14 protein-coding genes are annotated in these 13,908 nt (G+C 40.8%); 2 read left to right on the top strand and 12 right to left on the bottom strand.

Translation table 11 applies throughout. The features are described 5' to 3' along the window. Positions 1–9: 9 nt before the first annotated feature. Entirely contained in the window at positions 10–621 is a 612-nt protein-coding gene (locus tag D7Y06_RS13515; RefSeq protein WP_120408316.1) for a nucleoside recognition protein, read from the bottom strand. 109 nt (positions 622–730) lie between these two features. Here D7Y06_RS13515 and D7Y06_RS13510 point away from each other — a divergent pair, with 109 nt between their 5' ends. After that, a complete protein-coding gene (locus tag D7Y06_RS13510) occupies positions 731–2,518 on the top strand; it encodes a DUF885 domain-containing protein (RefSeq protein WP_158591368.1) in 1,788 nt (595 codons plus the stop codon). 151 nt (positions 2,519–2,669) lie between these two features. Here the strand turns inward: D7Y06_RS13510 and D7Y06_RS13505 are convergent, their stop codons facing one another. Both D7Y06_RS13505 and mgrA read right to left on the bottom strand, forming a co-directional pair. Then, positions 2,670–3,911, bottom strand: coding sequence for a galactokinase (locus tag D7Y06_RS13505; protein ID WP_120408314.1), 1,242 nt, complete (start codon positions 3,909–3,911; stop codon positions 2,670–2,672). 29 nt (positions 3,912–3,940) lie between these two features. Then, complete coding sequence (mgrA, locus tag D7Y06_RS13500) at positions 3,941–4,933, bottom strand: L-glyceraldehyde 3-phosphate reductase (protein ID WP_120408313.1); 993 nt, start codon at positions 4,931–4,933, stop codon at positions 3,941–3,943. Between the two features lie 175 nt (positions 4,934–5,108). Between mgrA and D7Y06_RS13495 the strand changes: the two genes are divergently transcribed. Beyond that, a complete protein-coding gene (locus tag D7Y06_RS13495; RefSeq protein WP_120408312.1) occupies positions 5,109–5,993 on the top strand; it encodes an AraC family transcriptional regulator in 885 nt (294 codons plus the stop codon). On the opposite strand, the gene rsmI is transcribed toward D7Y06_RS13495, so the two are convergent. Genes rsmI through D7Y06_RS13450 form a run of 9 tightly spaced genes read right to left on the bottom strand, consistent with a single transcriptional unit; the run spans position 5,978 to position 13,614 of the window. After that, complete coding sequence (rsmI, locus tag D7Y06_RS13490; protein ID WP_120408311.1) at positions 5,978–6,814, bottom strand: 16S rRNA (cytidine(1402)-2'-O)-methyltransferase; 837 nt, start codon at positions 6,812–6,814, stop codon at positions 5,978–5,980. The genes D7Y06_RS13495 and rsmI overlap by 16 nt on opposite strands. A 35-nt stretch (positions 6,815–6,849) precedes the next feature. Beyond that, complete coding sequence (locus tag D7Y06_RS13485) at positions 6,850–7,587, bottom strand: tRNA1(Val) (adenine(37)-N6)-methyltransferase (RefSeq protein WP_120408310.1); 738 nt, start codon at positions 7,585–7,587, stop codon at positions 6,850–6,852. Then, the gene (locus D7Y06_RS13480) at positions 7,577–8,482 is read right to left on the bottom strand and encodes a PSP1 domain-containing protein (protein ID WP_120408309.1); all 906 of its coding nucleotides are present in this window, start codon (positions 8,480–8,482) and stop codon (positions 7,577–7,579) included. Before D7Y06_RS13480 ends, D7Y06_RS13485 begins: the two co-directional genes overlap by 11 nt. Before the next feature lies 1 nt (position 8,483). Then, positions 8,484–9,473 (bottom strand): DNA polymerase III subunit, encoded by a 990-nt coding sequence (locus D7Y06_RS13475; protein WP_120408308.1) that lies wholly within the window; start codon positions 9,471–9,473, stop codon positions 8,484–8,486. Between the two features lie 55 nt (positions 9,474–9,528). After that, positions 9,529–9,969: a YaaR family protein gene (locus D7Y06_RS13470; protein WP_120408307.1), complete on the bottom strand. Its 441-nt coding sequence runs from the start codon at positions 9,967–9,969 to the stop codon at positions 9,529–9,531. 19 nt (positions 9,970–9,988) lie between these two features. Continuing rightward, positions 9,989–10,591 (bottom strand): guanylate kinase, encoded by a 603-nt coding sequence (locus D7Y06_RS13465; protein WP_120408306.1) that lies wholly within the window; start codon positions 10,589–10,591, stop codon positions 9,989–9,991. A gap of 22 nt (positions 10,592–10,613) precedes the next feature. Continuing rightward, on the bottom strand, positions 10,614–12,035 hold the full coding sequence (locus D7Y06_RS13460) for an aminotransferase class I/II-fold pyridoxal phosphate-dependent enzyme (RefSeq protein WP_243119321.1): 1,422 nt from the start codon (positions 12,033–12,035) through the stop codon (positions 10,614–10,616). A gap of 44 nt (positions 12,036–12,079) precedes the next feature. Then, positions 12,080–12,988, bottom strand: a complete 909-nt coding sequence (locus D7Y06_RS13455) for a nucleotidyl transferase AbiEii/AbiGii toxin family protein (RefSeq protein WP_120408305.1) — start codon at positions 12,986–12,988, stop codon at positions 12,080–12,082. Next, entirely contained in the window at positions 12,988–13,614 is a 627-nt protein-coding gene (locus D7Y06_RS13450; protein WP_120408304.1) for a type IV toxin-antitoxin system AbiEi family antitoxin domain-containing protein, read from the bottom strand. The genes D7Y06_RS13455 and D7Y06_RS13450 overlap by 1 nt, the downstream gene beginning before the upstream one ends. Positions 13,615–13,908 lie beyond the last annotated feature (294 nt).

Here is a 13,908-nt window from a genome sequence, read left to right as displayed (position 1 = left end):
CAGAGAGCCTTACACTCTCCGCTTTCTGTCCATCACCTTACAAAACATCACCGCTGCCACCGTACTCACCACTGTCGCCAAAATCCCCGGCCCAATCACCGCCGTTGGATTTACGCTTCCATATTGGCTTCTGTATGCAATGACATTCATGGGAATTAACTGTAAGGAAGATATATTTATAATCAAAAAAATGCACATTTCATTGCTAGCCATGCCCTTTAAAGCGGAATTTTTACTCAAAATCTCTCCCTGCTTTTTTCTAAGCTCTTCCAGACATTCCATTGCTTTTAACCCTGCCGGTGTTGCCGCCCAGCCCAGGCCAAAAATATTTGCAATCATATTGGTGGCAATATATAAGTTTGCCGGATGTTCCGCCGGAATCCGGGGAAAAAGAAATTTTAAAAGAGGCATCAGTTTTTTTGTAGCACTCTGGATAATTCCAGCCCTCTGTGCAATGCGCATCATTCCCACCCAAAAAGACATGACTCCCATCATAGTAATACAGAGGGTGACAGCCTCCTTGGCAGAATCAATTGCCGCCTCTGTGACGGCAGGAAGGTTTCCTGTAAAAGCGGCATATACCACCCCGATTAAAATCATAAACCCCCAAAGGTAATTCATATTTCAATTCTCCTTATCCTTTTTCTATATAATATTTCCCATATTTGTCTCATATGCTATGATAGAGGTATCATATCTTATTTACTATCTAATAGAAAGGATGTATCACTTGAAACCAACAAGAAAACTTAAATCAACCCTTATCAGTATTCTATGCCTGGCTCTTTCCCTTACCCATTTTTACGGATGCCAGGCCCCCATAAATAACTCTTCTTCCTCTGCAGAACAAAAAAATTATTCCTCTGTGGAGAGTAATGAGGGGAGTAGGTTTGATGATTATACCAGGGAACTTTTTATACAGGAAGTCACCTCCAACACCATAAACCTCCATTACACCTTAAAGGACCCGGAGGCCTACGGCATAAAGGACTATGAAATTTCTCTTGGAAACCTTTCCCATGAAAATATAGAAAACAGTGTCTCCCAGCTTGAAAATATGAAATCTGTGTTAGATTCTTTTGATTTTGACGCTTTAAACGACAGACAGCGGCTGACTTTAACAATATTAAAAGATTTTTGCGACGGAGAACTGGGTATTTCCGACTTAACGTACTACAGTGAACCCCTCCGCCCCACTACAGGTGTGACTTCAGAACTCCCTGTGCTTTTAGCGGAATACTCTTTTTCCAGTCAGAAGGATGTAACAGACTACCTTACCCTTCTGGGATTTATCCAGGATTACTTTAACAGTATCTTAGATTTTGAAAAACAAAAATCTAAAGAAGGCCTTTTTATGTCGGATACTGCGGTAAATACTATATTAGAATCCTGCCGCTCCTTTACCATTGACCCGGAAAATAATTATCTGATTTCCACTTTTAATGCAAGAATTGATGAAATGCAGGATGTGCCGAAAGAGAAAAAAGAAACCTACAAAGCCCAGAACCGCAATTTAGTTTTGCAAAAAGTAATTCCTGCTTACCAGAACATGATTGACGAACTTTCCAAATTAAAAGGCACCGGAAAAAATGAAAAGGGCCTCTGCCATTTGCCCAGGGGGAAAGACTACTATGCCTATCTGGTGAAAAGTTACACAGGCTCTGACAGAAGCGTGGAAGAACTTCAAAAGCTTACGGAAACCCAGCGAAATTCTGATATTATAAATGTACAACAGATTGCGGCAAAAAATCCTTCCCTTATTTTAACTTCCCAGGGAGCAGATATCACAGTGGAAAGCCCGGAGTCCGCATTAAATTTTCTCCAGGAAAAAATGCTTTCGGATTTCCCTGCTGCCACTAATACATCTTTTGAAATAAATTATGTACACGAATCTCTGGAGGATGCCCTTGCCCCTGCTTTTTACCTCACCGCACCCCTAGATGATTTAAACCACAATGTAATTTATATAAACAAAAAAAGTGATTACCAGGGCGTGCAGCTTTTCACCACTTTGGCCCATGAAGGATATCCAGGCCATCTTTACCAGACCACAGGTTCCCAGGCCGCCGGGTTAGAGCCTGTGCGCTCCCTTTTGAATTATCCCGGTTTTGTGGAAGGATGGGCAACCTACGTGGAAATGATTTCTTACAAATATATGGATTTAAAAGCGGAAATTTCTAACATATTAATGTACAATCAGTCTGCACTTTTAAGCCTTTACGCCACTGTAGATATGGGTATCCATAACGACGGCTGGTCTTTGGATGATGTAAAAAAATTCTTTGAAGATTATGGAATCAAAGATGAGGAGACGATTCAAAGCATTTATGACCTGATTGTACAGGAACCTGCCCATTACCTGAAGTATTATATTGGATACCTGGAGTTTTTGGAGCTAAAAAAAGATATGAAAGACGCCTGGGGAAGTAAGTACACTGACCTGAAGTTTCACAAAAAGATTGTGGAGGCAGGGCCTATGCCCTTTTATATTTTGAGAGAGTATCTGTTGGAAAATTGATAAAGAGAAACTTTTCCCCCAAAGCCTGATCGCAGCATATGGACTGCAAAACCTATCTTGCCCGGGTTTTAGCGGATGCTTTGGGGGCTATCTATTTCCCGACAGCCCCTTTTTATCACTTTGCACCCTTAACAATCTAAAATCTACTTTATTACCCCAAATGCACTGCCCCGGTATCCCTGATTTTCATAGCATACACATTCTCTTCTCCCACATACCCGGACATATACTCCATATACTCTTTCGTATGTTTCTTGGGAATTACCCCTAAAATCACTCCTGCAAATCCGCCCCCATGGACTCTGCAGCATCCATCCTTCTTCTCATTTAAGAAAAGCTGGGTAAGGGCAAGACATAAAGTCACCTTCTGCTCCTTAAAATTTGCCAGGGAATAGCAGTTCTGCAAAAGCTCCCAGGAAGATTTTCCCGACTCAGACACAATGTTTAATAAAACATCCCCCTTCTTCTCATTTATAGCGGAAATAATATTCTCAACTCTTTTGTTTTCCTCATAAAAATGAACTGCCCGAAGGATTGCCCTGTCATTATTCACTTTCTTTTCAATCTCAGGAATATTTTTCACCAGTTCATCCAAACTTCCCTCACACAAAAGGGTATGGCCAAGGCACTTTGCCACAGCTTTCATTTCCTGGGGAACCTGGCTGTACTCATCGCTTAAATCTGCGTGGCCTTTTCCCGTATTCACAATTACCATGTCATATCCGTAATCCTCAAAGGAAAAATCGATTTTTTCGTAAACCTTTTCCGTGGAAAAATCCAGTGCGATTGCCCCTCCTGCTGCACAGGCAAGCTGATCCATAAGTCCGGAAGCCTTGTTCCAATAATGGTTTTCCCCATACTGCCCTATTTTTGCACAATCCAGGCAGCTCATTTTATTGTCGTTAAAGAAATGATTCACTATTGCGCAAAACAGCATTTCAAAAGAAGCGGAGGAACTTACCCCTGCAGAGCTGATTACCTCTGTGGAAACATATGCCTGAAACCCGGAAACCTGAAAGCCAAATTCCTGTATGGCTTTTACCATACCCGCCACCAGGGAAAGGGTTCCCTGATTTTGCGGTACATGGTCAACCCTTGTAATGTCCACCACAATCTTATCCCGGTAGCCTTCACTTACAATTTCAATCATATTGGAATCATTTGGCAATGCTGCCCCAATGGTATCCATATTAATGCTTGCAGCTAAAATCTTACCTCCGTTGTGGTCCGTATGGTTACCGATAATTTCTGTTCTGCCCGGAGAAGAAAAAAATTCCGCTTCCTCTTTTCCAAAACACTTCTTAAAATTTTCCCCTAAAGATTCAAACCTTCTGCCGCTTTTTTCTGTTTCGCCGTATACTCTTTGCAATGTATCTGTATCTGGAAGTCTCATTTTCAATCTCCTTTTCTTATACTTGATTATTATACATTTAATATTTTGTCAATTTTACTCCGCTCTTCACTGCTGAAAGATGTATTATTAAGCATTCCCACATTATCCACAATCTGAGACGCTTTAGACGCCCCAATCAGAACGCTGGTAATATCCCCATCCCGGAGAATCCATGCTAAAGCCATTTGCGCCAGGCTCTGTCCCCGCTCTTTTGCAATCTCATTTAATGCTTCTATTTTTTCCAGTGTATCCCTTTGAACAGCGTCTTCCTTTAAAAACCTTCCGTCTGTGCGAATCCTGCTGTCTGCAGGAATGCCCTTTAGGTATCTGTCTGTCAAAAGCCCCTGGGCCAGTGGACAAAATGTAATGATTCCAATTCCGTTTTTCCCGGCGTAATCCTTTAAACCGTCTTTTTCAATATCCCTTACAAGCATGGAATATTTTCTCTGGTTGATAATAAATGGTGTTCCCATCTTTTGAAACAGCTCTGCAATGGCAATGGTTTGTTCCTTATTATAATTAGAAATTCCCACATACAAAGCTTTTCCGCTTTTTACAATTCCGTCTAAAGCCCGGGCTGTCTCTTCCAGGGGAGTATCCGGGTCGGGCCTGTGATGGTAAAAGATATCCACATAATCAAGTCCCATCCTCTTTAAACTCTGGTCAAGGCTTGCCACCAGATATTTTTTGCTGCCCCAGTTTCCATAAGGCCCCGGCCACATATCATATCCCGCTTTTGTGGAGATAATTAATTCGTCTCTGTAACCTTGAAAAGTCTTTTTTAAAATACGGCCAAAATTTTCTTCTGCGGCACCGGGCACGGGGCCGTAATTATTTGCCAAGTCAAAATGGGTTATCCCACAATCAAAAGCAGTACGGCACATATCCGTCATAGTATCAAAATTTCCGTTAGATCCAAAATTATGCCAAAGTCCCAGTGATACCGCCGGAAGCAAAAGCCCGCTGGCGCCGCAATGCCTGTACTGCATCTTATCATATCGTGTTTCCTGTGCAATATACATTTACCATCCTCCTTTTTGTTTCCCCGCTTTTCTATAATGTATCATATTACATTCCGGGAAGCCTTGAAAAAATTGAGAAGAATTAGTATTATATTGAGATTTTTTTTGAATTAAGGTAAAATAATATAAAAAATAAGTAGTATTTTGTGTTTTTGTTTTAACAGGAGGAAAAATAATGCAGATTGTAACAGACCGGTTCCAAAAAGAAATGAAAAAACACGGAGACTACTCCTTCCCTTTTCTTGTAAGCTATGAAAAACTTTCCGGATACGAGGCAGGCTCTTTTCTGTGGCACTGGCATCCGGAAATCGAAGTTACTCTCATTACCATGGGGGAAATGATTTACAAAGTCAACGACTGCACCTTTCACCTGAAAGAAGGGCAGGGATTTTTTGGAAATTCCAACACCCTCCATGCAGGGGAAATGATAAACAAAAAAGACTGTGCCTATACATCCATTACTTTTGAGCCCAAACTAATTTACGGTTATGAAAACAGCCTAATCTATACCAGATATGTAAGACCAGTATTAAAAAATCATGCCATGCCTGCCATTCATTTTGATTGTTCAGAAAAATGGCACTTAAATGCTCTTGAAGCGGTAAAAAATATCATAGAAATAAATGCACGCCCACAGCCAGCCTATGAACTTCACATTGTGGCGGAGCTTCAAAAGTTTTGGGCTATGATTTATCTGTACCATGAAACTTATGCAAAAAATATGCCTGAGGATAAATGCAATTTTGACAGAATCCGAAAAATTTTATCTTATATTGAAAAAAATTACACGGAAAAACTAACCTTAGGGGAAATCGCCGCACAGATACACCTGTGCGAAAGCGAATGTTCCAGGCTGTTTAAAAAGCACATGAACATTTCTCTTTTTGAATTCATCTTACAATACAGAATTGAAAAAAGCACGGATTACCTTCTCAATACGAACGACTCCATCGCAGAGATTGCAGAGTCCGTGGGATTTAACGACTCCAACTACTATGCAAAAGTTTTCCGGAAAGTAAAAGGCTGCTCCCCCACAAAATACCGTCACAAAAGTCCCTGATAAACCTCCCTCTTGCTGATCCCTCTGTCCTTTGCCACTGCTTTCATGGCATCTTTTCTTGCCATGCCCTTTTTTTCATAAATTGCCATATGTTCTTCTAAATCCAAATCTTCCCATATGGCCTGCTGCTGCTTTTTCATTTCCTCCCGGTTTTTTCCTTCAATTACCAAAACAAATTCCCCTCTGGGCTCTTTTTCTTCGTAGTAATTTACCGCTTCTAACAGTGTCATGGGGAGTTTTTCTTCAAACTTCTTCGTCAGCTCCCTGCAAATCGTAATACTTCTTTCTCCCAAAACATCATAAAGTTCCTTTAATGTTTTTTTCAAATGATGGGGAGCCTCATAGACAATTAATGTCCGGGTATCTTCCCGCATCTCCTCTAAAACCTCTTCCCGCTGTTTTTTATCCCTGGGAAGAAATGCTTCAAAGGAAAACCTTCTTGTTTTTTGCCCCGACATGGTAAGGGCTGTGACGCAGGCCGCTGCACCAGGAAGGGAAGTGACCTCAATTCCTTTTGCATAACAAATCCGCACCAAATCCTCCCCCGGGTCAGAAATTCCCGGAGTCCCTGCATCTGTAATCAGGGCAATATTTTTTCCCTGCCCCATTAAATCCACAAGCTGATACGCCTTTTCAATCTTATTGTGCTCATGGTAACTGGTCATGGGAGTCTTAATCTCAAAATGATTTAACAGGCGGATAGAATTTCTGGTATCCTCCGCCGCAATTAAATCCACTTCCTTTAATGTACGAAGTACCCGCAGGGTGATATCCTCCAGATTTCCAATGGGAGTTGCACATAAATATAATTTACCAGACATATTTTACCCTTTCATATGCTAAAAAGCGGAATATTTTAGTACCCATAAATATCGTAAATTTCCTCTGTGTAAACCCCGGGCTTTTCATATACAATCAAAGGTTTTTCTACCCTCATTCTGGAATTGCCCTCCAAAAGCCCTTCAATCAAAACCATATTTGGTTCCTTGTCCACAAAGGGGTACACCAGTTTCATGCGCTTTGGCTCAATTTTATAGGACACCATTTTGCTCATAATTTCCGCTAAGCGGAAGGGCCTGTGAACCATATAAAACCTTCCCTTTGGTTTCAACATCTTTGCGCTCTCCCGCAAAATATCATCCAAAGTGCAAAGTGTCTCATGCCTGGCAATGGCCTTTGCCTCACTGGCACAGGAAATCCCATGATTTCCTATCATATAGGGAGGATTTGTGGTAATTACATGAAAAGAAGATGCCCCGAAAATTTCACAGGCATCTTTGATATCACCGGTTACAATATCTATTTTCTCTTCCAGCTTATTTATGGCAACGCTGCGCCTTGCCATATCTGCGCTCTCCTCCTGGATTTCCAGACCGGTAAAATGTTCTCCCTTGGTCTTGGCCTCCAGTAAAATTGGTATAATCCCTGTTCCCGTGCCAAGATCAAGTACCCGCTCTCCAGACTTTACAGCGGCAAAACCAGACAACAGTACTGCGTCCATGCCAAAACAGAATTTTTCCGAATTTTGAATAATATAATAACCGTTTCGATGTAATTCATCCAACCGCTCCATAGGTTTCAGATTACTTTCCATCGTCAATTTTTGATTTTCCTCCCTTATCCTCCAAATCGGCCAACTCCTTCAATTCCTGGGGAGATAACTTCACATGTTTTTTACGGGGCTTAAATTTCAACTCCTCCACAGGATATTCCCTGGCTTCTTTCTCATCCCCCACATCCACAATCACTTTCACAAGCTGGCGCAGCACATTCACATTCTGCACCTCTCCCTTTAACCCTTCCGGGGTGGTAACGTGATCACCCACAAAGGGAAGGCGGCTGTTTAAATACTCATAGGTTTCCTGCTCATTTTTCAGACAGCACATTAACCTGCCGCAAACGCCGGAAATTTTGGTGGGATTTAAGGAAAGATTCTGCTCTTTTGCCATTTTAATGGAAACAGGTACAAATTCTGAAAGATAGGTATGGCAGCACAATGCCCTTCCGCAGATTCCAACTCCCCCTAAAATTTTTGTCTCATCCCTCACACCAATCTGGCGAAGCTCAATTCTTGTGCGGAATACGGAAGCCAAATCTTTTACCAATTCCCTGAAATCAATCCTCCCGTCCGCTGTAAAGTAAAACAGCAGCTTATTGTTATCAAAGGTGTACTCCGCATCCACCAGCTTCATTTCCAACTGATGTTTCGCAATTTTTTCCAGGCATATTTGAAAGGCTTCTTTTTCCTTTTCTTTATTTCGTTTTACCACCTTCTCATCTGCCTCCGTGGCAACACGGATTACGGTTTTTAAAGGCTGAACCACTGCATCGTCCTCCACCTCTTTCGGCGCAAAAATTACAGTGCCCATCTCCACGCCCCGGGCAGTTTCCACAATAACGTGGGTGCCGGCCTCCATCTCAAAATTTGCCGGGTCAAAATAATAAATCTTACCGGCGCTGCGAAACCGGACTCCAACTACTTTTGTCATTCTAATTCTCCTTTATGGTCAATAATAATAATTCTATCAAAAGCTCAAAGTTTACGTTGGCCTTTAAGCGCACCTTTGCCGTTTCCAAAGCCTTTAATATATTTTCAATCCCCTCGTAGGAACTGTGGGACGCCTCTTTTTTTATGCTGTAAATTTCCTCCTGAAAAATCAGGCGGTTTGCATCCGCGGTGGCTTTGTACAAAAGTACATCCCGATACCAAATCATCATCAGGTCAAAATAATCCTGAATCTCCAATTTATATTCTGATATCTGTTTTACAGCCTCCATCATCTCATATAGATCAATATCATTTAACCTCTTAATAAGCTGCAGGGCGGAATTTTTCATCTCATTAAAATTATCGGAGGATGCCAGGGCGATTGCCTTTCCCACATTTCCCTGGGCAAATGCCACACAGATATCCGCCTGATAACTGGGAACCTGCTTTTCTTCCATAAGAAATTTCCGAATCATGGAATCGGGAACTGCCTTTAAATCCAGACGCACACACCGGGAAAGGATAGTGGGAAGAAAGCTGTCCGCATTGGTGGTAAGCAAAAGTAAAACTGCGTAACTTGGCGGCTCCTCCATAGTCTTCAATAATGCATTCTGTGCCTGAATATTCATTTTTTCCGCTTCATCCACGATGTATATCTTAAATTTACTGCTGTAAGGCTTTAATACAATATCGTCATTAATCTGTTTCCGAATATCTTCCACCCCTATGGTATTTGGTTTTTCATGGGTGACATAAATAATATCCGGCTGATTGTGGTTTAATGCCTGTTTGCAGGAATGGCAGGTATTGCATGGCTTGCTCCCCCCCTGCTCACACTGGAGAGCCATGGCAAAAGCCTCCGCCAGCATCATTTTTCCCGATTTTTCCTGGCCATTTAAAATATAGGCATGGGTCACCTTTTCCATAGATATTGCATTTTTAAAGTATCCGATTATGTTCTCATGTCCAAGGATTTTTGAAAAGTCTCCCATACTCATACCTCCATTCTGGCTTTTTTATCTTATAATATTCTTAGTCATATTATTTTTAAGTAAAAATATCTAAAAGCAGACCCTGTATCTCCCCTATTTTGCTTAAGATGGAAATATGGTCTTTCTCTTCTTTTACCAGCTCCCCCGCCAGCTCATCCAATGTGACATCCACCAGACGGATAATTCCATACACACGGTGCCGACCTTTTCTGTCCAAAAAGTTTTCCCTGGAAAACTTGTGGGAACGGTTTACCACTTCGTTTAAAAATTCTTTCACCAGGCCCCGGTACTTTTTCATATCCCGAATATCCATATGCTGGGCAATGCGCTCTCCCTGATTGGTAATCTCATTTAAAAGGGTATTTAGCCGTTCCTGAAGCTGGGCTTCCCCAATGGCGCTGGTGAGTGTAAATTTAAAGGCCCCGTCATTGGTATCGGTTTTTACTGCCGGCTCCACATTGGAAACCGGTGTCATTTCATTTACCTTTAATTCCATAACCTTACCTCCGATTCTTTTAAGACGTTGCAGTGCATATTTCACACTTGATATATGCCCCAATCTCCTGGCAGGTTTTCTCCAAAGTTTCATTATAAAAACGCCTGTTAATATTGGCATGTAAAAGCTTTTCCTGGGAAAAATCCTCCGTATCCGCCAAAAATCTCCTGCATAACTCTGCATATTTGGGATAATCCTGTAGTTTTTCCCGGTCTAGGGCCCGCTGCAGCCGTATACCGTCCTCCACCTCCACATAAATGGGAACCATAACCTCTTTTCCAAAAAACAAGAGCATTTTTTCATAGGCTTCCAGGGTGGCTATCATTAGATAATTATGATTTTCCAAAGAAATCTGTCCGTCATCTACGGTAAAATATTTCCATATCCCGTGTACAGTATCATAAGACCGGAGTTCTATAATTTTCCCTTCCTCCTCCATCTTTTGCTGCTGCTTCTCATCTACAAAGAAATATTCCCTTCCATCTTCCTCCAGCCTGCGTCTGGGCCTTGTGGTGTAGGGAATAATCCGGGATAAGTGCAATTCTTCCTTATTTAATAATAATTGATACAGTGTATCTTTTCCAGAGGAACTTTTACCCATAATACAAAAAATTTTTCCCATTGTCTGTCCTTTAATTATACTGCTAAATTGCTATAACGTCTATCCTCTCATTTAATATATCGGCAATTCCCTGCACATTCAACCCAAGTTTCCTGCACTCTCTGAGATTTTTTATAAAATCTTTCGTAATGATTTCCCCGGGAAGCATCACGGGGATTCCTGGGGGATAAATGGAAACCATAGCGCCGGAAATTTTTCCTTCCGCTTCAAAAAATGAAACCTCTTTTGCTGTCTTTTCCTTAGCTTCCCACAATTCCATTTTCTTATCTTTGGGCTGATAAATTTCCCCAATCACCTGGGATTTATCTTCTTTTTCTTCTTCCAAAGTCAGATCGATTTCTTCCAATGCCTTTGACAGCCGCAAAAAACCTTCTTCCCTATCCATAATGCTTGTCATGGCAAGGACATAAAAACCTGACTCCATCTCCATTTGCAAATGATATTTTTCCAAAAGAGTACGGCAGAGTTCCCTTCCTGTCATATTGGCGTTTTTGACGGAAATCACCAATTTAGATGGGTCTTTTGCAAAACATTCCTCCGCCGTAAAATCTTTTTCCTCTAGCACTTTAATATAATGAAGCTTTCTGGCCCTCCTATAAAACTCTTCCAAATTTTTTTCAAACTTAGGGAATAAATTTGCCTTTTCTTCATTTACATAGCGGATACACTTTTCTATCCCTGCCATAAGGATATAGGAGGGGGAACTTGTCTCAAACATTCCAAGATATTCCTCTATTTTCTTCTCTTCTATAAAATCAGAATTTATATGGAGAAGGGCTGTCTGGGTAAAACTTGGCAGCTGTTTGTGAAGACTATGGATTACCCCGTCTGCCCCAAATTCCACTGCGCTTTTGGGAAATTTTTCGGAAAATCCAAAATGGGCCCCATGGGCTTCATCCACAATCAAAGGAATTCTGTGTCTGTGGACAATTTCTGCAATAGATGCAATATCGCTGACAATTCCCTCATAAGTGGGGCTTGTAATTACAACAGCTTTAATATCCGGAAATTCATTTAGTTTTTCCTCAATATCCTCCGGGTGAATTTCACCCTGGATTCCCTGGCATGTAATCACAGGATTTACATAAATCCCCTCAAGTCCATTTAAATAAATGGCGTGGTATACAGATTTGTGGCAATTCCTGGCAGCCAATATCTTGTCCCCTCTTTTTGTCCCTGCAAAGACAGAGGCAAGGATACCACAGGTACTTCCATTTACCAGATAGTATGTTTTTTTTGAACCGTAGAGCCTGGCAGCCCGCATCTGGGCCTTTTGTAAAATTCCCCTGGAATGATGGAGGTCGTCAAACCCCTCAATCTCTGTAATGTCTATTTTATAGGGATTTGGAAAATCCATCTCCCCTCTCTTATGCCCAGGCATATGAAAAGGATAAAAATCACTTTCCCCGTACTTTTTTAGTTTTTCATCCAGCATGTCTTCCATATGTTCTCTCCGGTATTTTTAGAATACTTACTGTAAACCTTATTTCACAAAAACCGGTTCAACTCCGGCATCCAGTCTCCAAAAAAGATAAAATCCTCTGCCACCGCTTTCCAGATTGGCTCAAAGAAACTTACAAAACGTTCCATCACCTGCTCCCATGCCGGCTCTTTACTGTGAATAGAACGAAGGAAAACTTTCCACTTTTTCTTCATAAAAGTGTAATCCTTATAGTTTTTCACCATATCCATTCTCGTGTTATCCCTTGGAATCTTCTCAGACTGACAATATTCACTGATATAATCCCGGACTTTCCTCCCGTCCACGCTCTCCCTGTCTAGGAGATAGTAAACGTCATAATAGGCTTTCAGATTTTGAATCAGTTCCAATTTCGTGACAATTTCCAGATATTTCTCCGCCAGAATACTTTCCGGCTGAAAACAATAATAAGATACCTCTTCCTCTGGGAATACCAGAAGAGAAAAAGTTTCCTTTTTCGGAATCAGCCTTTCATCCTGTAAATAGTGAAACAAAATACTTATAGGAACACGCATACCCTCAATCTTTCCTGTACAATCAAATCTAACAAATTTAGGAAAAGCTTTCATCTGAACTTCAAAATCCACCCGGCGATTTTCCTGCCCTTCAAAAACTTCCTCTTTTACATGCTGGGTAATGTCCCGCAAAAGCTCTCCAGGCGTAATTCCCTCCAGGTCTTTTGGAGCTTTTTGCATTACATAGTCAAACTCCAGATTCAGTTTTAAATTGCGATCATAGTTCTCCTTTGTAAGTATATTTCCATTTCTCAGCCAAAATTCACCAGAATATTCAGATTCACAAATTATCCTTACCGCTTCCTCTAAAACCACAGCTCCTAAAAGTTTTGGAAAGGCAAGACCTTTCTGGGTTGCCATATCTTGTAAGAAAACAGCAGTCAATTTCTGCTCCTTTTGCATTACAGCCACACTCCTAACGTACTCTGAACTTTCTGCAGCACTTTTCTTTCCCTGGCAATGGTGAGTAACTCAGCAATATCTTTAGAATTATCTGCAATATAAGACAGCAAAGCCCTTTTAAATATATCCCTATCTAATTTCTCCTCAAATTTCAGACAGTCGCATATCATCCGCTGCTTATTATAAATCTTCATCATCCCGCTGGCAAAAGGGATTTCTTCCACCCCAAGCTTTAAAACTTCCGGCTCCGTATAGTAGGGCAAAATGACAGGATAATCCATTTTAAACCTGGATTTTGAAGTGTTCTTATCAATGGCAATGTGCCACTGATAAGGCTTTCTGTCAATATAATGATGATAGTAAAGCGCACTTTCCAAACATAAAACACCGTCGGGAAACAGCCCTAGAATTAAATCTTCTTCGCTGCGTTCTTTAAAGCCAAAAGAATAATATCCGCTTTTTACCCGCTCTAATGTTCCATCTTTTACCCAGGATAAAATTCTCCGGTAATCCACGCCCAGCTCCGTTATCTGACTGGTTTTAATAATGCCGCCATTTTCATCCATCTTCTTTTTTATCTCTGAAAGTAAAAAATCCGTCTTTTCCTCTCTTGACATTTTTTCCATATATTTTTCCGCTCCATATATTTCTCAGTGGTATTTTCTATATTATATTCTTTTCTATTTGCACTTGTCAATATCTTCTGATGTTCACTTTAAAAAAAAGAATTCGATATTTTTACCATTATGTCGTATAATATATTTTAAACATATTGAAATGTCTTTTTTGCTCTATAATTTTAAAACAGACAAATACGGGTCTTCGACACTTGTCAGAAATATAAAACACTACAAACCGCAGAAATGCGGGCTTTTTTATGTCAAATTTTATTTATTTTTATGTTGTATGGCGTTGTTTTA

It is taken from the genome of Roseburia sp. 1XD42-69 (assembly GCF_003612565.1).
GTDB lineage: Bacteria > Bacillota > Clostridia > Lachnospirales > Lachnospiraceae > Roseburia_B.
The sequence above is the reverse complement of the archived record's forward strand: the minus strand, read 5'-3'. Positions and strand labels throughout refer to the sequence as shown.